This window comes from Rivularia sp. PCC 7116 (assembly GCF_000316665.1).
Lineage (GTDB): Bacteria > Cyanobacteriota > Cyanobacteriia > Cyanobacteriales > Nostocaceae > Rivularia.
Genome location: NC_019678.1, coordinates 6,684,106 through 6,703,359, shown reverse-complemented (window position 1 = coordinate 6,703,359; position 19,254 = coordinate 6,684,106). Strand labels below are relative to the sequence as shown.

General features: G+C 36.3%; 18 protein-coding genes and 1 pseudogene. 14 read left to right on the top strand and 5 right to left on the bottom strand.

The genetic code is table 11. From position 1 onward, the window contains the following. Positions 1-173 precede the first annotated feature (173 nt). Positions 174-311, bottom strand: a complete 138-nt coding sequence (locus tag RIV7116_RS36075) for a hypothetical protein (protein WP_157229333.1) — start codon at positions 309-311, stop codon at positions 174-176. 739 nt (positions 312-1,050) lie between these two features. On the opposite strand from RIV7116_RS36075, the gene RIV7116_RS25855 reads away from it, so the two are divergent. Further along, positions 1,051-1,683, top strand: coding sequence for an antibiotic biosynthesis monooxygenase (locus RIV7116_RS25855; RefSeq protein WP_015121281.1), 633 nt, complete (start codon positions 1,051-1,053; stop codon positions 1,681-1,683). A 140-nt stretch (positions 1,684-1,823) separates the two neighbouring features. On the opposite strand, the gene RIV7116_RS36070 is transcribed toward RIV7116_RS25855, so the two are convergent. Next, positions 1,824-1,961: a hypothetical protein gene (locus RIV7116_RS36070; RefSeq protein ID WP_157229332.1), complete on the bottom strand. Its 138-nt coding sequence runs from the start codon at positions 1,959-1,961 to the stop codon at positions 1,824-1,826. A gap of 53 nt (positions 1,962-2,014) precedes the next feature. Here RIV7116_RS36070 and RIV7116_RS25850 point away from each other — a divergent pair, with 53 nt between their 5' ends. From RIV7116_RS25850 to RIV7116_RS25815, 8 genes are all read left to right on the top strand, one after another. Then, positions 2,015-2,413 carry a nuclear transport factor 2 family protein gene (locus tag RIV7116_RS25850; protein WP_015121280.1) on the top strand — a complete coding sequence of 133 codons (399 nt, stop codon included), beginning with the start codon at positions 2,015-2,017 and terminating at the stop codon, positions 2,411-2,413. Between the two features lie 224 nt (positions 2,414-2,637). After that, positions 2,638-3,297 (top strand): SDR family oxidoreductase, encoded by a 660-nt coding sequence (locus RIV7116_RS25845; RefSeq protein WP_015121279.1) that lies wholly within the window; start codon positions 2,638-2,640, stop codon positions 3,295-3,297. Between the two features lie 331 nt (positions 3,298-3,628). Beyond that, the gene (locus tag RIV7116_RS25840; RefSeq protein WP_015121278.1) at positions 3,629-4,396 is read left to right on the top strand and encodes a glucose 1-dehydrogenase; all 768 of its coding nucleotides are present in this window, start codon (positions 3,629-3,631) and stop codon (positions 4,394-4,396) included. A gap of 101 nt (positions 4,397-4,497) precedes the next feature. After that, positions 4,498-5,055, top strand: a complete 558-nt coding sequence (locus tag RIV7116_RS25835) for a nuclear transport factor 2 family protein (protein ID WP_015121277.1) — start codon at positions 4,498-4,500, stop codon at positions 5,053-5,055. A 33-nt stretch (positions 5,056-5,088) separates the two neighbouring features. Then, positions 5,089-5,736, top strand: a complete 648-nt coding sequence (locus RIV7116_RS25830) for a cysteine hydrolase (protein ID WP_015121276.1) — start codon at positions 5,089-5,091, stop codon at positions 5,734-5,736. 216 nt (positions 5,737-5,952) lie between these two features. Continuing rightward, positions 5,953-6,693, top strand: coding sequence for an SDR family oxidoreductase (locus RIV7116_RS25825; RefSeq protein WP_015121275.1), 741 nt, complete (start codon positions 5,953-5,955; stop codon positions 6,691-6,693). A 69-nt stretch (positions 6,694-6,762) separates the two neighbouring features. Then, positions 6,763-7,347 (top strand): cupin domain-containing protein, encoded by a 585-nt coding sequence (locus RIV7116_RS25820; RefSeq protein ID WP_015121274.1) that lies wholly within the window; start codon positions 6,763-6,765, stop codon positions 7,345-7,347. A 309-nt stretch (positions 7,348-7,656) separates the two neighbouring features. Continuing rightward, entirely contained in the window at positions 7,657-10,329 is a 2,673-nt protein-coding gene (locus RIV7116_RS25815) for a mannosyl-oligosaccharide glucosidase (RefSeq protein ID WP_015121273.1), read from the top strand. A 101-nt stretch (positions 10,330-10,430) separates the two neighbouring features. Here RIV7116_RS25815 and RIV7116_RS25810 read toward each other — a convergent pair whose 3' ends face one another. After that, on the bottom strand, positions 10,431-11,264 hold the full coding sequence (locus RIV7116_RS25810; RefSeq protein ID WP_015121272.1) for an aldo/keto reductase: 834 nt from the start codon (positions 11,262-11,264) through the stop codon (positions 10,431-10,433). 504 nt (positions 11,265-11,768) lie between these two features. On the opposite strand from RIV7116_RS25810, the gene RIV7116_RS25805 reads away from it, so the two are divergent. Then, positions 11,769-12,920 carry a glycosyltransferase family 4 protein gene (locus RIV7116_RS25805; RefSeq protein WP_015121271.1) on the top strand — a complete coding sequence of 384 codons (1,152 nt, stop codon included), beginning with the start codon at positions 11,769-11,771 and terminating at the stop codon, positions 12,918-12,920. Positions 12,921-13,018: 98 nt separating this feature from the next. Here RIV7116_RS25805 and ilvA read toward each other — a convergent pair whose 3' ends face one another. Continuing rightward, a complete protein-coding gene (ilvA, locus tag RIV7116_RS25800) occupies positions 13,019-14,530 on the bottom strand; it encodes a threonine ammonia-lyase, biosynthetic (RefSeq protein WP_015121270.1) in 1,512 nt (503 codons plus the stop codon). Between the two features lie 798 nt (positions 14,531-15,328). Between ilvA and RIV7116_RS25795 the strand changes: the two genes are divergently transcribed. Further along, entirely contained in the window at positions 15,329-16,165 is an 837-nt protein-coding gene (locus RIV7116_RS25795) for a zinc-dependent peptidase (RefSeq protein ID WP_015121269.1), read from the top strand. 66 nt (positions 16,166-16,231) lie between these two features. Here the strand turns inward: RIV7116_RS25795 and RIV7116_RS25790 are convergent, their stop codons facing one another. Continuing rightward, positions 16,232-17,266 carry an agmatinase family protein gene (locus RIV7116_RS25790; RefSeq protein ID WP_015121268.1) on the bottom strand — a complete coding sequence of 345 codons (1,035 nt, stop codon included), beginning with the start codon at positions 17,264-17,266 and terminating at the stop codon, positions 16,232-16,234. 196 nt (positions 17,267-17,462) lie between these two features. On the opposite strand from RIV7116_RS25790, the gene RIV7116_RS25785 reads away from it, so the two are divergent. The 3 genes and pseudogenes from RIV7116_RS25785 to RIV7116_RS25775 all read left to right on the top strand — a co-directional run bounded on the left by RIV7116_RS25785 (position 17,463) and on the right by RIV7116_RS25775 (position 18,951). Beyond that, complete coding sequence (locus RIV7116_RS25785) at positions 17,463-17,915, top strand: GNAT family N-acetyltransferase (RefSeq protein ID WP_015121267.1); 453 nt, start codon at positions 17,463-17,465, stop codon at positions 17,913-17,915. Positions 17,916-18,134: 219 nt separating this feature from the next. Beyond that, positions 18,135-18,377 (top strand): annotated as a pseudogene (locus tag RIV7116_RS36585) (hypothetical protein); the annotation flags it as partial. Positions 18,378-18,471: 94 nt separating this feature from the next. Further along, positions 18,472-18,951 carry a hypothetical protein gene (locus RIV7116_RS25775; RefSeq protein ID WP_015121266.1) on the top strand — a complete coding sequence of 160 codons (480 nt, stop codon included), beginning with the start codon at positions 18,472-18,474 and terminating at the stop codon, positions 18,949-18,951. The last annotated feature ends 303 nt before the right edge of the window (positions 18,952-19,254 follow it).

Sequence of the window (19,254 nt, the reverse complement as noted above, 5' to 3'; positions counted from 1 at the left end):
ACTCAACTAAGTTGACTCAGTTAATAGGTAGAAATAAAACCAAATTAGGAGCAATTTCCTAACTAATTAGAAAGCTTGCTCGCCAGCAAAAATTATTCAAATACACCCCATTTTTATCGTCACCAGCATCTCATAAGTAATTAAAACTGGTATCTATCTTTCGGTTTAAAATATCACCAACTCCGGTATCTTTGCACATCTAAAGTCGCATCGCTAGTATTGCTATTTACACTTTCTTGTATTTTTTTATAATCAATAAAAACCTTGTTGATAACAAGCCCGCCACGAACTAATCCAGTTGTCTGAGTCATGATACGTATTTGTAAATTAACTATTAAAAGCATTTGTTTGTAATAATGTGTATTCAATAAGAGCTTTTCTATAATGAATTTATTGACTGTTAATAATTGATTGGTTTTACCTTCAAATATTAGAAAAATAATATTAATAAATCAACCATATTGAGTTAAGCTTTGTTTAAGATTAATATGGTTTTAATCTCTTCAGAGCTTAAATATTAAATAAAAAATAGTTCTGCCTAAATATTTTTTTCACAACTATTTGACTATTCACTTGATGATTGTATAGAAACTCTATTTAATTTTTGTTAGCTTATCATGTCCGATAGGACATAAATGCGATCGCCGCAAGATAAGGAGTAAACGTCAACACTTTAAAAAAGTGGTGCTACGCCTGCCAAGCTTATCTGCTTCTGGCTTATTTTTGCATGTTTTTTCAAGATATAGTATAAGACTACTCCGCAGATTTGTATAGTTGACTTACTAAACCTGCGGTTCTGTTTAGCGGCAAGAATACCTCCGTGTCAACTTCTTTGTGCAACGAAGTCGTTACGACTTCTCAACTTATAATTTTTAGATCGTTGATTTGATAAACATCATATAAGGCAAGACTCTATTTTTAATTCTTTTATTATTATATCGATATAATTCATATTAAAAGAAAGTATATTAATAAAAAACAATTTACTCATACGCCTTTTTAAGGCAATATAAAAAATAGATAACAAAGAGACAAATATAGGATATATCGATGCCTACTATTGCCACCAAGAATGAAGTCGTTACTGTTATTGTTATTTTCAAGGTTGAATCAGAAAAGCAGCAAGAATTAATAGATACCATTACAAAATTTCTTGATACGGTAAAGCAGCAGCCCGGTTTTGTTTCTGCGAATATACATAAAAGTTTAGATGGGGTAAAAGTTGCAAATTATGCCCAATGGAAAACAAAGCAAGATTTTGAAAATTTTCTTAACAATCCCCAAGTACAACAGCAAGCAGCCAAAATTAGAGAGCATAATCCAGATAGCCATGTTTATGAAGTGGTTATTTCCGAATCGAAAGAAGGAATACCAGAAATAAATCAAAAATATATTTATCATTTTGCTGAATTCCGGATGCAGCCCGAAAATCAACCCAGGATGATTGAATTAGCAAAAGAAAATGTAGTCAAAGCAATGAATTTACCAGGATTAGTTTCCGCTAATTTTCATCGCAGCCTTGACGGAACCCGCGTCATCAATTACGGGCAATGGAGCAATAAAGAAGCTATTGAAAATTTGAAAAAACAACCAGGATTCGGTAGCGAATCTCCTTATTGGGAAGGAATTGCTGAAAACGAACATCATCTTTACGAGCTTGTTCTCTCTGCAACAGGTAAATAATACTATTTGTTTGAAATTATCAGTTTTTCTGGAAGCATCGCAAATATTTAAAAACATATTTTGTCATTGCGAGGGAAATGACAATTAATATTTTAGTAAATTTACAAAATTGGGATGCTCCCGTTTTTCTTATAAATCAGTCATGAGGGAATATTCGCCGGTGGCAAAATTCGTTGCGAATCGATTAAACGAGTTACTGCGACTGTCGGTGAAGGTTCGATGGCGGTTAAGTTTGTATATACAGTATTGAAGGATTGACAAAAAATATATTTAATCATTCATTAGCTTTAGTGATAAATTAATTCCGAATATTATTTCAACAGATTTGGTTATGACAACTCAAACTCTTGCTCCAAAATTAGTTCGTAAATTTGTAGCTCAATATTTTGAAGCAACACGCAGTAACAACGCTCAAGAATGGGCATCTCGTTTTGCTAATAATGCTATTGTTGAAGATCCAGTTGGAACAACACCAATTAACAATTCCAAGCAAATATTAGAACTAGGAAAAGCATTCATGTCAGGATTTGAAAATGTTGGATTGCATGAGGAATTTGTCCATGTAATTGGTAATGATGCTGCGGCTCGCTGGACTGGAAGAGGATTAACTAAAGAAGGTAAACAAGTCCGCTTTGAAGGTATTAATATTTTCAACTTTAATAGCGACGGGAAAATTGTTAATTTGAAAGGCTATTGGAGTCCTGATGAAATGATTGAAGAATCTAATTAACAATTGTTATTAACTCTCAATTGCTTTTATACATATAATAGGCAAAATTCAAAGCTTATCTTCTTTGAGTTTTAGTTGTTTAAGGAGAAGTTCTAGGTTAATACAATTAAAAATCAAAATCAAAATCAAATTCAATTCAAACTAAAATCAAATTTATTTCAAGGTAAAATACAAAAAGAGAAATACATTGATAGTCTAAATTTGTAAGTAAATCTTCAAACTATATGGCAACTTATTTAGTAACGGGTGCAAATCGAGGTATAGGTTTAGAATATTGTCGTCAAGTAAAAAAGCGAGGCGATAATGTTATTGCTGTATGTCGTTCGATGTCGGATGAATTAAAAGATTTAGACGTACAAGTTGAAACAGATGTTGACATTACAAGTGATTCTTCTGTTGCTCAATTAGTTAAAAAACTTGACGGTAAAACTCTTGATGTTTTAATTAATAATGCCGGTATTATAGAGCGAGTCAGCCTTGATAATTTAGATTTTGACAGTATTCGCAGACAATTTGAAGTTAATGCTGTAGGGCCATTAAGATTAACTCATGCTCTATTGAATAACTTAAAATCAGGTTCTAAAGTTATTATGATGACCAGCCGTATGGGTTCGATAGATGACAATACTTCCGGCGGTTCCTATGGTTATCGGATGTCGAAAGTTGCTTTATCAATGGCTGGTAAATCCTTATCTGAAGATTTGAAATCAAAAAATATTCCCGTTGCAATTTTACATCCTGGGCTGGTACAAACGCGGATGACTGGCTTTTCTGGAATAACCACGGAAGAGTCAGTGGCGGGATTGTTAGCTCGTATTGATGAGCTAAATATGGAAAATACCGGCACCTTCTGGCATTCAAACGGTGAAGTATTGCCTTGGTAGGTTTCGTGTATTTATGGTGGTTGGGGAAGAAAGGAAGACAGAAGGCGTTGCACAATTGAAATATGAATTTATTATTACTGTCTAACGGTAGCCCCTAAATATCCCAAATTTGGGGGACTTTAAATTATATTTCTCCCCCAGAATTGGGGGTTGGGGGGCTATTCATACTTTCTTTTAATCAGCAACGCCAGATAGAAAATTAGAGCAAGAATGTGAAAGACAAGCAAACCATTTTGTTTAAACATAGCTATATATCTTGTCTTAGCTTAAATCTCTATTAAATAGACATGCTTGACAACGGTTGAATAGTTTTTGGGGTCAGTTTAAAATCATGAAATTAAAAGAAAAAGTTGCAATAGTCACAGGTGGTAGCGGCGGTATTGGGGAAGCGATTTGCGAGCGTTTGGCACAAGAAGGTGCAAAAGTTGTTGTTAACTACCGTTCCCATCCCGATGAAGCCAAAGAAACTAAAGAAAAAGTCGAAAAAGCTGGTGGTGAAGGTTATATTGTTAAAGCCGATCTAAGTAAAGTTGACGAGATTAATAACTTAGTTGAAGAAAGCATCAATCAGTTTGGTAAAGTTGATATTTTAGTTAATAATGCAGGTTTAGAAAAACGTGCCGATTTTTGGGATATCACTGAAGATGATTATGATTTGGTACTAAATGTTAATCTCAAAGCGGTATTTTTTGCAACTCAAGTAGTAGTCAAACATCTCAAACAAACTAACCGTCAAGGCAGAATAATTAATATTAGTTCCGTCCATGAAGAACTTCCTTTTCCTCACTTTACTTCCTACTGCGCCAGTAAAGGCGGCGTAAAAATGATAATGCGGAATTTGGCAGTTGAGTTGGGGCCGTTGGGAATTACTATTAATAATGTCGCACCAGGAGCAATTGCGACTCCCATTAATCAAGATTTACTCGATAATCCCGAACAGTTAAAGAAAGTTACGCAAAATATTCCTTTGGGACGTTTGGGAGAGCCGGAAGATGTTTCGGGTATAGTTGCGTTTCTTGCTTCCGATGAAGCTAAATACATTACTGGTTCAACTTTCTATGTTGATGGTGGGTTGTTGTGGAATTATAGCGAGCAGTAGTTTATTCTCAACTATTCAGGAGTTAAGCTGGCAATGAAAATTTCAATTTTGGGTGCAGGTAATGTACGTCATTAGTACAAATATAACTAGAGCTTAAAATTATGCCATTTCACGATATTACCAACTTGCCTTTAGGAATATGCGATCCTCAATCAGCATTAAACACAGAATTATCTGTTGGCGATCGCCTTCAAATTACAGAATTATTGCATCGAGTTTACTTGTGTGAAGATAGCCGCGATTATGCTGCTTTGAAAAAAATACTGACTGAAAACTATATCAACGAGCATCCTTTATTTGGCAAACACGAAAGCGCAAGCAGTTTTATTGAGTGGTTAAAGAATACTCCGGCTGGTTTTGACGGTATTCGACATCATTGCCTTAATTCAGTGACGCGCAAAATAGGTGAAGATACTGCTGAATCTGTAAGTTATCTGCTGGTAACTCAATTGTTCCCAGCTGCTTCTCGTAACGAGTCACCCACTGAAGAAATAGATTCAGTGTTGCCAAGAATTATTGGTCATGGTGTTGTGGTTGATACTTGGATTAGCAGGGATGCTCAATGGTACTTACAGCACCGTGTTTATCAACAAATGTCAATCAACTCCACTTTTCTACCAGATAGTAAAAAGCGCGAAGACGTTGCAAAAACCCCATAATAGTTTTTAGTTAGAAACATTCGGGATAATAAAATGGAAAATGCTTTTGGTTTAGAAATACCTCAAAGTTTAGAAGAAATTTGTCATCCAAACCGTATGGCTATTTTGATTTATGATATGCAAGTTGGCATCATGAACCAATTGCCAAAAGAAAAAACTCAAACAATTACCAATAATATTCTTAAAGTTCTTGCTGCGGCTCGTAAAGGAGGATTCCGAGTATTTTTCTGTCGTCATCTTTCATTACCAAAGGAAGTTGCCGGAGTTTTTCAACTGCGTCAAGCAATGACTTGGCAGGGAACTAATAAAATTGATGAATTTAACCCTTGGTTTTTAAGAGATTCTGATGATTTTCAACTGATTCCCGAATTATCACCTCTGCCTTCAGAAGTCATTTTCGACAAAATTACCATGTCTGCTTTTGAAGGAACTTTTTTGGATATCGCTTTAAAAGACTGCGGTATTATTTCCTTTGCAATTATGGGTATAGCAACAGAAATTGGTATTGAGCCAACAATTCGTCATGGAGCAGATAGAGGTTATATTCCTGTTATCGTTACGGATGCTTGTGGAGCCGGAAATGATGAAGCAGGCAAGCGTTCTCTAGAAAGTATTAAATTTACTGCCGATGCTGTAATGACAGAAGTTGATACTATTTGCAGTCTTTTAAATCCCTCCTAACCGCAAGAATATATGTTGTAGTTTTTGGTATTGCTGAATTGAAATATGAATTTATATTTCTCATATTTGCTAGCCCCCTAAATCCCCAAAACAGAGGGACTTTAAAATATATTTCTCCCGCAAAATTGGGGATTGGGGGGCTATTCATATTTTTATATGGCTAACGCCACGCTTCGCTAACAGCAACGCCTAGTTTTTGAATTACAGATAAAAACAATGACAAATTTGAACAATAAAGTTGCAATTATCACCGGCTCATCTCGCGGTATCGGTAAAGCGATCGCGACAAAATTAGCTTCAGATGGTGCAACGGTGGTTATCAATTATTCCCACAGTGCGGATAAAGCCGATGAAGCGGTTGCACAAATCAAACAGCAGGGAGGAAATGCAATTTCTCTACAGGCTGATGTCGGTAAAGTCGCTGAAATAGAGCGTTTATTTAATCAGACAGTTAGCAAATTAGGACAAGTCGATATTTTAGTTAACTGTGCCGGTATTGTTATCTATAAACCTTTAGTCGAATTTACAGAAGAGGAATTTGACGAAATAGTTGCTGTTAATATCAAAGGCACTTATTTTGCCTGTCAGCAAGCAGTTAAATGCATGAATGAAGGGGGACGAATCATCAATATTTCTAGTAGCACCACAGCCATGATGCTACCTACTTACAGCGCTTATGTCGCCACTAAGGGAGCGGTGGAACAAGTTACGCGAGTATTAGCCAAAGAAGTAGGAAGTCGCGGGATTACTGTTAATGCTGTTTCTCCGGGACCTACAGATACCCCTTTGTTTAGGGAAGGCAAAACCGAGGAACAAATTAATAAATTTGGCGATATGGCAGCTTTAGGAAGAATTGCGGAAGTAGAAGATATTGCCGATATTGTTGCTTTTCTAGCTAGTGATAATGCACGCTGGATTACCGGACAAAATATTCGTGCAAATGGTGGTTTAGCATAAGTAATTATTTTCAGAGACAAAAAGAGTTTTTTGCAAACTTATTAACCAATGTCATAACCAAAAATCAAAATGAAAACAATAATTTCTCTTCTCTTAACTTTATTCGTATCTCTTAGTGCCATAATTTATCCGACTTTAGATGCCGCTGCCTTAACCTCTCAAAATATATTAGTTTTTCATCCCAACTATAGTAAAACTGTAGCAGTAGGAAGAGAAATATTTACATATCAAACTTTCAATACCTATAAACCTTTTAATAGCAATACTTCTCAAGTTATCTCTAAAACTGAAATAACTCAGCCATCTGGATATGAAGGGTTGCTGTTAATAAAACACGTTCTTCAGGCTCCAGAAGAAATATACATTATTAAAGGAGACTTTGAGTTTGCTTTCTCCGAGCCAGAGCAAATTACTAAAGTGACCGAAGGTGAGATTGTTTCCATTCCTTCGGGTGTTCCTTTTGGCTTTAAACATATTGGCACGGGAGAAGGAAAAGTTTTAGTAGTAAGTCAAAGTGATGCTTTACCTAAGATGCTATCAGAAGTAGGTACTCTCCTAAAAGACAAATCAAAAATTACTTCTAAGACTAGTAAAGTAGATATTAATAAAATTGTCGCGGCTGCCAAGAAAAATGGTATCGAGTTTTTGAATTAACCAAGTCAAACACTCAAAAGCGTGCATGAGAAAATAGTGGCATTGGACAAATTAATTTCAGTAAATTTTAGCCAGGAAGCCGCAACATTACAAGTACTTTCTTTTACCTAACTATCGCTTAGATATTACAAATATTAAGGAAACAGAAATGGCAACCACTACACAAACCGAACAATCAATATTTATAAGTATTCTGGGAACGATTCTCCCCGAAGAAATCGGATTTATCTATTAGAAATGCTGCTTTTTAAAATATAAAAGATATTTTCTTGTTAACTAATTTACCAGGGAAACTTACCAGGGAAAATAATGACTGCTGAAGCCAAAAGACTCAAACAAAACCGAGAACGCACCGCTTATTGGACTCGTTGGGGTCCCTATGTTAGCGAAAGACAGTGGGGTACGGTTAGAGAAGACTATAGCGAAGATGGTTCGGCTTGGGATTATTTTTCTCATCAGCAATCTTTATCTCGGGCTTATCGTTGGGGGGAAGACGGGATTGCGGGTATCTGCGACAATCACCAGCGTCTGTGCTTTGCTTTGGCTTTTTGGAACGAAAAAGACCCGATTATCAAAGAAAAAATGTTCGGTTTAAGTGGTTCTCAAGGGAATCACGGGGAAGATGTCAAAGAGTATTATTTTTATCTTGATAATACTCCGACTCATTCTTACATGAAGTATTTATACAAGTATCCTCAAGCTGAATATCCTTATGCTGAGTTAGTAGAAGAAAATCAAAATCGCGGTTTTTCAGACCCAGAATATGAGTTGTTAGATACGGGAATCTTTGATGAAGATAAGTATTTTGATATTTTTATCGAATACGCGAAAAATGCTGATGAAGATATTTTAGTTAAGGTAACGGCATACAATCGCGGTTCAGAAGAGAAACCTTTACATATATTGCCTACTCTTTGGTTTCGTAATATATGGTCTTGGTTCGATGATGTTGAAAAGCCACAATTAAAAATTTATTCTCAAAACGATTCTTACAGTGTTATTGAAGCTTCACATCCAGATTTAGGAAAAAGATGGCTGTACTGCAATAATTCCGACGAGTTATTATTTACCGAAAATGAAACTAATACGGCTTTATTATTTGGAAAAGAAAATGATTCCCCTTATGTGAAGGACGGGATTAATAATTATCTGGTGAACGGTGAAAAAAAGGCAGTCAACCCCAACAAAATTGGCACAAAATTTGCCGCGCACTATAAATTATCTATTCCCCCAGGAGAAAGCCGCAGCATAGAATTAAGATTGTGTAATTCTGATTTTTTACAAAATCCTTTTGGCGAATTTGAAAACATTTTTAACCAGAGAAAACAAGAAGCCGATGAATTTTATCATTGGATTAATCCCCATAAAATGCCAGAAGAACAGCGCCAAGTACAGCGACAAGCTTTTGCGGGAATGCTCTGGACTAAGCAGTTTTATTACTATGTAATTGAAGATTGGTTAAAAGGCGACCCTAATAGCCCAGTTCCTCCAGAATCACGCAAAAATGCTAGAAATGCGGAATGGAGACATTTATTTAACGATGATATTATTTCCATGCCCGATAAATGGGAATATCCCTGGTATGCTGCTTGGGATTTAGCTTTTCACCTAGTTCCTTTAGCCATTCTTGACCCCGACTATGCCAAATTACAGCTTTCACGACTAACCCGCGAATGGTATATGCATCCAAACGGACAGATACCCGCTTACGAATGGGCGTTTAGCGATGTCAATCCTCCCGTACAGGCTTGGGCAGCATGGCAAATTTATACCATAGAACAGAAGTTTTGGGGACGTAAGGATACAGAATTTTTAGAACGTATCTTTCAAAAACTATTGCTTAATTTTACCTGGTGGGTTAACCGCGAAGATACCCAAGGTAAAAATATTTTTGAAGGTGGGTTTTTAGGTTTAGATAATATTGGGGTTTTTGACCGCAGTTCGGAATTGCCGACGGGAGGTAGCTTAGAACAGGCAGACGCTACTAGCTGGATGGGAATGTACAGTTTGGGAATGCTGCATATTGCCTTAGAATTAGCCCAAGAGCGTCCGCCTTATGAAGACGTTGCTAGTAAATTTTTTGAACATTTCCTTTATATTGCCGATGCCATGAATAACATCGGTGACGGACTTTCTTTATGGGATGAAAAGGATGGTTTTTATTACGATGCAATTAATTTTCCCGACGGTGGTAGGTGTTTATTAAAAGTGCGCTCTTTAGTTGGTTTAATTCCTTTATTGGGAGTCAACGTTATCAAACCCGAAACTATTGAAAAATTGCCGGGATTCAAAAAACGCTTGGAATGGTTTATTAAAAATCGTCCCGATTTAAAAAAGAATGTAGCCTGTATGATTACAGAAGGTGTGGGTGCAAAAAGACTTTTAGCATTATGTTACGCTACTCCCCATAAAGACGGTAGTAACAACAAGCTACAATGTTTGCTCTCCTGTATGCTTGATGAAGCCGAGTTTCTAAGTCCCTATGGTATTCGTTCGCTTTCAAAATTCCATCAAGAAAATCCCTTTGTAATCCATGTCAACGGCAATGAATATCGAGTAGATTATCAACCAGCCGAATCAACTTCAGGAATGTTTGGTGGTAATTCAAATTGGAGAGGTCCAATTTGGTTTCCAATTAACTATTTATTATTAGAAGCCTTGCAGAATTTCCATGAATATTTAGGAGATGATTTTAAAATTGAATTTCCTACAGGTTCGGGTAATTACAAAAATCTCTCAGAAATCATTATCGAACTATCAAAGCGGATGACTAATATCTTTCTTCAAGATGAATCCGGTAAACGTCCCGTATTTGGAGGTATCGAAAAGTTTCAAAATGACCCTCATTGGCGTGACTATATTTACTTTCACGAATACTTTCACGGCGATAACGGTGCGGGATTGGGTGCTTCTCATCAAACAGGTTGGACGGGAATCGTGGCTTACATGATTCAGTTGTGCGCTGAAAGCGGTGTGAGATAGTAATTAAAAATATTCTCTACTCCTCCCTCTACCCCCTCTACCTCTTCTTCCCCCCTCCCTAATACAACCTATCAAAACGGCTGAAAAAACAATAGTAGTTCCTATCTGATTGCAAGGGACATTTTCCGATTTGGCGGGGGAAAAGCTTTATCGAGTTCAGTTAAATCTTCTTGAGTAAGCTGTATATCCAAAGCTACACTATTCTCTTTTACATGTTCGGGATTGCTGGCTTTAGGAATCGCGATTATTCCTTCTTGTTGAAGTAGCCATGCTAAACCAACCTGTGCGGGAGTCGCATTATGTCGCGAAGCTACTGATTTTAACTGTGAATTCTTTAAAATACCCTTTTGCTCAATCGGTGAATAAGCCATGATGGGTATATTATGCTGACGACTCCAAGGAAGCAAATCCCACTCAATACCGCGACGAGCTAAATTATATAAAACCTGATTTGTGGCAATTTGATTTCCATAAGGTAACTTAATTGCCTTTTTCATCTCATCTGCATCGAAATTACTTACACCGTAATCCCGAATTTTCCCGGCTTGCTTGAGCGATTCAAACGCTTCCAAGGTTTCTGAAAGCGGTATCGAACTTCGCCAATGTAATAAATAAAGGTCAATGCAATCGGTTTTGAGTCGTTTTAGGCTTCTTTCACAAGCTGCGATCGCGCCTTTTAGACTAGCATTGTGCGGGTACACCTTACTTACAAGATAAACTTCTTGGCGACGATTTTTAATAGCTTCACCAACAACTTCTTCCGCACCACCTTCACCATACATTTCTGCCGTGTCGATAAGCGTCATTCCCATATCTAAACCGAGACGCAGAGCAGCAATTTCAGCATCTTTTTGACTGCTATCTTCACCCATTCGCCAAGTTCCCTGCCCTAAAGCTGGAATTTCTATTCCCGATGATAGATGTATTGTTTTCATTTTCAGGTTCTCTTTAAGTTCGTTTGCTTAATAGTAGGAATGGCCGCAACTGGCATATTTTTCTTGTAGGGTGCTGTGACATTTTGACTGATTATCAACGTAGTAATAAGGTTTGTAGTGTCACGCACCACCCAAGCTTTGTGACAATTGCGGCCATTCCTGAATAGATAAAATTAACCGAATATAAACAATGTTATATTCAGTTTTCTCTGAAAAACCCTAAATTCATTTGATAATTTTTAAAAAATAATATAAATAGGACTTACGCAACCGGCACATTTTTCTTGTAGGGTGCTGTGACACTTTGAGTAACTGTGAACGTAGTCACAATGTTTTCAGTGTCACGCACCAAATGGGCATTGTGACAATTGCGGCCATTCCTGATAAATTCAGCAACAAATATTTTCTATTTTGTTTATAATAAAAATCTAATATATCTATGAATTTGCTATTATCATTTGACTATTTGACATATTTTTAGATTTAACATCTTGATAATTTACAGTGAAAGTATCATTAGTTGTTAGCGACTTATCAGAAGGCGGAACTCTCCGGGCTTTTTTATTAGCTCAAGTTTTAAAAAGCCTTAATCATACAGTAGAAATTGTTGGGTTTATTTACGGTAAGGAAATTATTACAGCACCGCCTTCTGGAATGAGTATTGTTTCCGTTCCTGGTAAAAATTATCCTGGTTTTTTATCATCAGCGAAAGAACTATTACAAAAGTTGGATGGAGATATTATTTATGTATGTAAACCCAAACCTAGAAGTTTCGGTATTGGATTGCTGAAAAAAATTAGTGGCAATCGTCCTTTATTTTTAGATATTGATGATTGGGAATTAAGCTGGCATGGTGGTTACGAATTTAAATATCGTCCTAGTTTTAAACAACTATATCGAGATATTTTTAAGCAGAATGGTGCATTGAAATTTCCCGACCATCCGCTGTACGTGCAATGGATGGAAAAGTTAGTTGCAATGGCTGATGTAGTCACTGTAGATACTCAATTTTTACAGCAAAGATTCGGTGGTATTTATCTACCTAATGGTAAAGATACAGAACTATTTAATCCAGATAAATACAATACCACAGCTAGTAAAGAACGTTACGGTCTTTCGGAATATAGAGTTTTGATGTTTCCTGGGGCACCAAGACCTCATAAAGGTGTAGAAGATGTATTAATAGCTTTAGATAAATTAAATGAACCGGATTTAAAATTAGTTATTGTAGGAAGTAACCCTTACGATGATTACGATAAAAAGCTAATTGAAAAATGGGGACATAGGATTCTTAAATTATCTAAATTTCCTGTGGAAACTATGCCAGAAGTTTTAGCTGCTGCTGATATTGTTGTGGTACCGCAAAGAAAGAATTACACAACTTTAGCTCAATTCCCTCTCAAATTAACAGATGGAATGGCAATGGCAAAGCCAATATTATCGACAAAAGTAGGAGATATTCCTGAAATTTTAGGTGATACTGGTTATTTAGTTGAACCAGATTCTCCTGATGAAATTGCCGAGCAAATCAAGTTGATATTTGATAATTTAGAATCGGCGAAGGAGAAAGCTAGAAAAGCAAGAGAAAGATGTGTTGAAAAATATAGCGTGAAAGCGATGAAGCCGATTCTTGAATCTGTTATTTCGCGGTTTTGATAAAAAGGGAGTAGAGAATAGGGAATAGTTATTTTCCCTTGTCTTCAAAATTACCAATTACCAATTACCAATTACCAATTACCAATTATCAATTACCATTACCCCAAAAACAATTTGTAAGCAGGATTTTTATTTTCATCCCAATATTGATAACCTAAAGTATCCAAAAATGCCTGCCATTCTTCCATTTCTTCCGGTGGAACCTGCATTCCTACAACTATTCTGCCGTAGTCAGAACCGTTATTACGATAGTGAAATAAACTGATATTCCAATTAGGACTCATTGAACCTACAAACTGCATTAATGCACCAGGACGTTCGGGAAATTCAAACCGATATAATAACTCATTGTGAGCCAAGGGAGAACGCCCACCTACCATATGGCGAAGATGCATTTTCGTTAATTCGTCGTCGGTTAAGTCTATGATTGGGAAACCGCAATTGGTAATAGTTTCAGCTATCTTTACACCATCTGCACGATTTTGAATTTGCACGCCCACGAAAATTTGCGCTTCCTTCTCCGAAGCAATGCGATAATTAAATTCTGTTAAATTACGCTTACCGATGCATTCGCAAAACTTGTGCAGACTTCCTGGTTTCTCCGGAATTGTTACCGCAAAAATAGCTTCCCTTCGCTCACCAAATTCCGCACGCTCCGCAACAAAGCGCAAACGGTCAAAATTCATGTTCGCACCGCAGGCTATAGCGACTAAAGTTTCACCTTCAATTCCTTCTCTTTCGACATAAGCTTTCGCTCCAGCGATCGCCAATCCCCCGGCAGGTTCCACTATAGAGCGAGTATCCTGAAACACATCTTTAATTGCCGCACAGGTATCGTCAGTAGTCACCCGAATAATATCATCAACATAGTGCTGACAAAGCTTAAAGGTTTCCTCCCCAACTTGTCGCACCGCAACACCATCGGCAAATAAACCCACCTGAGACAACCGTACCCGCTGCCCAAGCTGCAAAGATTGATACATAGCATCGGCATCGATTGGTTCAACCCCAATAATCTTGATTTCCGGACGTAACCGCTTCACATAAGCACCAATCCCCGCAATCAAACCACCCCCACCAATCGCAACAAAAATTGCATGGATGGGCTTTTGATATTGGCGTAAAATTTCCATCCCAATCGTACCTTGTCCAGCTATTACATGGGGGTCATCAAAAGGATGGATAAACGTTAAATTCTTTTGTGTTCCCAATTCACGAGCATATCCGCAAGCATCATCGTAATTATCGCCATGCAAAATCACCTCACCACCCCGCGCTTTGACAGCATCAACCTTTACCTGGGGCGTAGTTTTCGGCATCACAATTATTGCACGAGTACCCAATTCAGAAGCAGCTAAAGCCACACCTTGAGCGTGATTTCCCGCAGAAGCAGCAATGACACCTTGTTCCAGCATTTCCGGTGTAAGGTTTGCCATTTTGTTGTAAGCACCCCGGAGTTTAAAAGAAAACACCGATTGCATATCTTCGCGTTTGAGCAAAAGCTTGTTATTTAAGCGATTTGAGAGTAAAGGAGCGATTTCTAAAGGAGTTTCTTGAGCAACTTCGTATACGCGAGCTGTCAGGATTTGTACGAGGTAGTCGCAAAGCATGGGGAACACATAATAGATGCTGTATGAAGGTTTATTTTACGGTAGTTTGGGGACGTTTTGGAGGGAGAATAGGGGGAGAGGGGGAAAGGAGGAAATATTTTAATGCTGAGGTAAGAGGTTTGGAAAGAACATGATTTTTTATGATTAAATAAGTTTCTTTTTAATATTTACAGTGAAGTTGTTCGCCCTCATCAAGTAATATTTTTATTAGTCTATCGCAGACTACATAATAAAAAGGAGTTGGTAAGTATAATTCGTAATATCTCCTTCGGAGACGCTTCGCTAACGGGAGCATCCTGATTTTGAACCAACATTTTACCCGACACCCTGCAAGGGTGCGGCTATATAAACGAAGCCCACCTTCGTGGGCTAAGAATCTTAGTAGCCCACGAAGGTGGGCTTTGTAGTATTAGCCCCAGGCTTTAGTCTGTGGGCTTTTTGCATAATTGGGATGCTCCCTCGCTAACGTAATTCGTAAAAATCACTAACCACATTCGCGAACCATTTCTAAATAAGGTTAATATTTTTTCACGATTAACTCGTTGTGTTGATAAAGTTATACTTTTCCATTTTATTGAATAATTTTATTGATAATTGCTACTAATGAGTTAGATTTATAATCATATTTTTTTATAAAAAAGTATGTTTTATTTTCTTAGCCCACGAAGGTGGGCTTCGTTCTTATAGCCCCAGGCTTCTAGCCTGCGGGCATTTTCTGACTAAATCACCCCATCTCCCATCCCAATAAGCTACGGTAAAAACAGATATCTCCTTATCTAATTACTACCGTCTTATAAAATGCTCCAACCAATAATATTCCTACTAATAATCATAATAATCTCCATCGCAATCCTACTCAGCCCCACCTTAATCAAACAAAAAAGAAAACAAATAAAAAACCATCCCTTTCCACCACTTTGGAATTCCATTATTGAAAATAATCTCCCAATCTATCCTCATCTTTTCCCCACCGAAAGACGAAGACTCCAAGGACATATTCAAGTATTTTTAGCCGAAAAACAATTTATCGGTTGCAATGGATTACAAGTAATAGAAGAAATGAAAGTAATTATTGCTGCTGTTGCTTGTTTACTTCTGCTTAACGAACGAGGAAAGTACTTTCCTAAATTGCGCTCTATTCTAATTTATCCCACAGCTTATTTTACAAAAGAAACCACCGTTAACGGGAAATATGTAGTTGAAGAAAAACCGGTTGTCAGATTAGGAGAATCTTGGAGTAAAGACCAATTAATATTATCTTGGCAACACGTAAAACAAGATACTCAGAATTGGAAAGATGGGCAAAATATTATATTACATGAATTTGCTCATCAATTAGACCAAGAAGAAGGGAAAGTTGAAGGAGTTCCAATTTTACAAAAAAATTCGGATTATTCTAATTGGTCAAAAGTAATGACACAAGAATATAACCAATTATGTAACGATGTGGAACAAGGAAGAAAAACCGTAATGTATAGTTATGGTGCAACTCGTCCAGCAGAATTTTTCTCAGTTGCAACCGAAACGTTTTTTGAAAAATCGCAGCAGTTATTAAATAAACATCCAGAGCTTTATCAATTATTACAAAATTATTATAAATTAGACCCTGTGCAGTGGGTTATTAAAGATAATTAGATATCTTTTATTTCTTTATCTTCAAATTCCACCTTGTCGTAAATATCTTCTAAAGTACCATGAAATTTACTGCGATAAATCCATCAAATAAGCCAATTTCAAAACCACTCTCGCGCCAACATTCCCATCCCATTCAGCATCACCAACCTCACAAACGTCAAAACCAATAATTTTTCTACCGCTGTTTACTACTTCTCTAATCAAACAAAAAGCTTGCTCCAATTCCAAACCTCCAGGAACCGGAGTTCCAGTATTTGAACATAGTTTGGGGTCTAAACCATCGGCATCAAAGCTAATATAAACGTATTCGGGTAAATTACTAACAATTTCCTTACATAAATCAATCCAAGTAGTTCCAGAATACAGCTTTTGTTTAATAATTGGGTCGTAATAAGCAACTATTCTATTGTTGGATTGGTTAATAGTTTCAACTTCATCCTGACAAATATCTCGCAAACCAACTTGAACTAACTTTGAAATTTGCGGTAATTTCATCGCGTTGTACATAATCGAAGCATGAGAAAATTCAAAACCTTCATAAGCATTACGTAAATCGGCATGAGCATCGATGTGTAAAATGCCATAGCTTGAATAATTATTTGCTAAAGTCTGCATATAACCCAAAGGTGAAGCATGGTCGCCACCAATGACTGCAACGGTTTTACCATCGTTAATTGCTTGGTGACATTCATCGAATAACCACTGATTTACATTTTCACAAGTCTGGTTAATTTCCGTAAGTAGCGATGTTAAATTAGGTGCATCTGTTAATGGTTTACCTTTTTCTAATCGTTGAATAATTGTTGCTGCTTGCTGTCGGTAATACTTATTTTTATCTAAAATATCTTGAGGTATTTCCATCATAAAAATTCCCTGCTTCCACCCATCGGGATTATCAAAATCAAATAAATCTAACTGTGGTGAAGCATCGAGAATTCTTTGAGGTGCGTTAGCTGTACCAGCACCATAAGAAACCGTGACTTCCCAAGGTACGGGAATAATGATTAAATTTGCGGTAGTGTAATCGAAGGGTAAACCAAAGATATTACCGTTTATTTGTCCGACATCGCTGGGGTTATAGTTTTGAATTGGGTTGTTCATGATACTCAATAATAAGATTAATCATTATATTCGTTTTTAGTCAATATCAAAGCAACAGAAATAAAATTGATTAGCAATCAAAAGGATAAATAGTACCGTAAACCAGTGTTTTATATTTTTGTTTATTGTCTATTTACTTGAAGTATGCAATACGGGAAAATACAATATACACAAAAAAGTCAATCGCCATATCTAAATGAATATTAGAAAAGCGCAACTTACAGACATTGAAACCTTGTTTGATATTAGAACTAGGGTGATTGAAAATTATCAGTCTCGTGAAGAAATTGCACAATTAGGTATTACTCCGGAAACAGTTGCTGAGATGTTGCAAACTGATTGTCGTGCCTGGGTTGCTGAAATTGAGAGTAAACCGATTGCTTTTTCTATAGCTAATGCAACAGAAAAAACAATTTTAGGTATATTTGTTCTTCCATCTCTTGAAAGACGTGGTGCTGGTCGTGCTTTAATGCAAGAAGCAGAGGAATGGTTATTCTCACAAGATATTACAGAAATATGGTTGTTAACGGGAAATAATCCAAAATTGAGAGCTTATGGTTTTTATCTTTATTTAGGATGGACTCCTGTAGGGGTTGTGACTAATGGAGAGATGGAAGGGGAAATGAAATTTGTCAAGACAAGAAAGTAGTTTTTCTGGTTTATACTCCGTTTCACCCGGCATTTAGATACCATGAATTTCACTGATACCATTATTAAATGTAAACCATTCGCATTTATAATAATGGATTTCCCTGTATCAATTAAAGGCGTATTAATTCTAGATGGTAAAGCGCTATTACTCAAAAACGAACGCGATGAATGGGATTTACCAGGTGGGAAAATCGAGTTAGGATAAACACCCGAACATTGTTTAATCCGCGAGTTTCAAGAAGAAACATCTGTGAATGTTAAAATTGAAGAAATTATCGATAGCTATTTGTTTGAAGTTATTCCGAGGAAACACGTTTTTATCGTTACTTATGGTTGTAACTTGATAGGTGATTTTTTTCCTAAAATAAGTTACGAGCATCAAGGAATAGGTTTACATTCAATTAGTGATTTACAGAATATCAATATTCCAGTTAGTTACGCACGCTCTATTTTAAATTAGATAAACATTAGGAAAGTATAAGAGATTGGAAAATTTAGATATGTTAATAAATTAAAGTAGTTATAATAGTTTATAAAATTAATAATAATATTCGATGTTAGTAGATATTCAAAAATATAAGTTATGTACAGCAAATTCAGTTAGTAAGACTGATGCTTTAACATACTTTATAGACTTTATCTGTGAAGAAACCTTATACAAAAACAAACCGGCTTATAGATGTGTCGAAGACTCTTTATTAATATTCCATCCTTCTGGTATTGAGAATTTAATCTTTCTCGAAATACATTGCAGAATTATTGGTAAACCAGGAACGGGTAGAGTTAACTTTAAGTCAGCAATAAAATTTATGAAATTTTGTGTTTGGCAGAAAACTGATATGAAAATACCCAGAGACAAATCAATCATCCCGGCTTCTGAAGGTGCCTTAATGTCAGATTTATTTAATTCACAATCATTCAAAAAAGCAATGCATAATGCTTGCTATAAATATCGTGTAAACAAAAAGCGCAATCATTGTAGCGAGCATTCTCAACCATCAGTTGTACTTTCTGTTAACACTTATCTACCGTAAAGTGAGATAATTGATAAATTTTGAAAAACATCTCGCAGTGGAAGCGTCTCGCTCCCTCGATATATATAGCTCGATTCTGTTGAGTTACACTCTTTCTCACCCAATCTATACTACACTGCTCATTTTTGTTTACAATACTTTACATATAAATATAAATCTATACAAAAAATAAAAATTTAAAATATAAGAATTGCTTAGGCTTAATATCGCTTAATTATCTGATAAGGTCATTCCTTTTTATTGCATATAAGGCTAATCTATATATTAATAAGATTACGAAATATTAATCTTTATCATTTTTAT

Excerpts from the sequence above, each read along its gene's own strand:
- RIV7116_RS36075 (WP_157229333.1), bottom strand. The coding sequence starts at position 311 with ATGACTCAGACAACTGGATTAGTTCGTGGCGGGCTTGTTATCAACAAG.
- RIV7116_RS25855 (WP_015121281.1), top strand. The coding sequence starts at position 1,051 with ATGCCTACTATTGCCACCAAGAATGAAGTCGTTACTGTTATTGTTATT.
- RIV7116_RS36070 (WP_157229332.1), bottom strand. The coding sequence starts at position 1,961 with ATGATTAAATATATTTTTTGTCAATCCTTCAATACTGTATATACAAAC.
- RIV7116_RS25850 (WP_015121280.1), top strand. The coding sequence starts at position 2,015 with ATGACAACTCAAACTCTTGCTCCAAAATTAGTTCGTAAATTTGTAGCT.
- RIV7116_RS25845 (WP_015121279.1), top strand. The coding sequence starts at position 2,638 with ATGGCAACTTATTTAGTAACGGGTGCAAATCGAGGTATAGGTTTAGAA.
- RIV7116_RS25840 (WP_015121278.1), top strand. The coding sequence starts at position 3,629 with ATGAAATTAAAAGAAAAAGTTGCAATAGTCACAGGTGGTAGCGGCGGT.
- RIV7116_RS25835 (WP_015121277.1), top strand. The coding sequence starts at position 4,498 with ATGCCATTTCACGATATTACCAACTTGCCTTTAGGAATATGCGATCCT.
- RIV7116_RS25830 (WP_015121276.1), top strand. The coding sequence starts at position 5,089 with ATGGAAAATGCTTTTGGTTTAGAAATACCTCAAAGTTTAGAAGAAATT.
- RIV7116_RS25825 (WP_015121275.1), top strand. The coding sequence starts at position 5,953 with ATGACAAATTTGAACAATAAAGTTGCAATTATCACCGGCTCATCTCGC.
- RIV7116_RS25820 (WP_015121274.1), top strand. The coding sequence starts at position 6,763 with ATGAAAACAATAATTTCTCTTCTCTTAACTTTATTCGTATCTCTTAGT.
- RIV7116_RS25815 (WP_015121273.1), top strand. The coding sequence starts at position 7,657 with ATGACTGCTGAAGCCAAAAGACTCAAACAAAACCGAGAACGCACCGCT.
- RIV7116_RS25810 (WP_015121272.1), bottom strand. The coding sequence starts at position 11,264 with ATGAAAACAATACATCTATCATCGGGAATAGAAATTCCAGCTTTAGGG.
- ilvA (WP_015121270.1), bottom strand. The coding sequence starts at position 14,530 with ATGCTTTGCGACTACCTCGTACAAATCCTGACAGCTCGCGTATACGAA.
- RIV7116_RS25795 (WP_015121269.1), top strand. The coding sequence starts at position 15,329 with ATGCTCCAACCAATAATATTCCTACTAATAATCATAATAATCTCCATC.
- RIV7116_RS25790 (WP_015121268.1), bottom strand. The coding sequence starts at position 17,266 with ATGAACAACCCAATTCAAAACTATAACCCCAGCGATGTCGGACAAATA.
- RIV7116_RS25785 (WP_015121267.1), top strand. The coding sequence starts at position 17,463 with ATGAATATTAGAAAAGCGCAACTTACAGACATTGAAACCTTGTTTGAT.
- RIV7116_RS25775 (WP_015121266.1), top strand. The coding sequence starts at position 18,472 with ATGTTAGTAGATATTCAAAAATATAAGTTATGTACAGCAAATTCAGTT.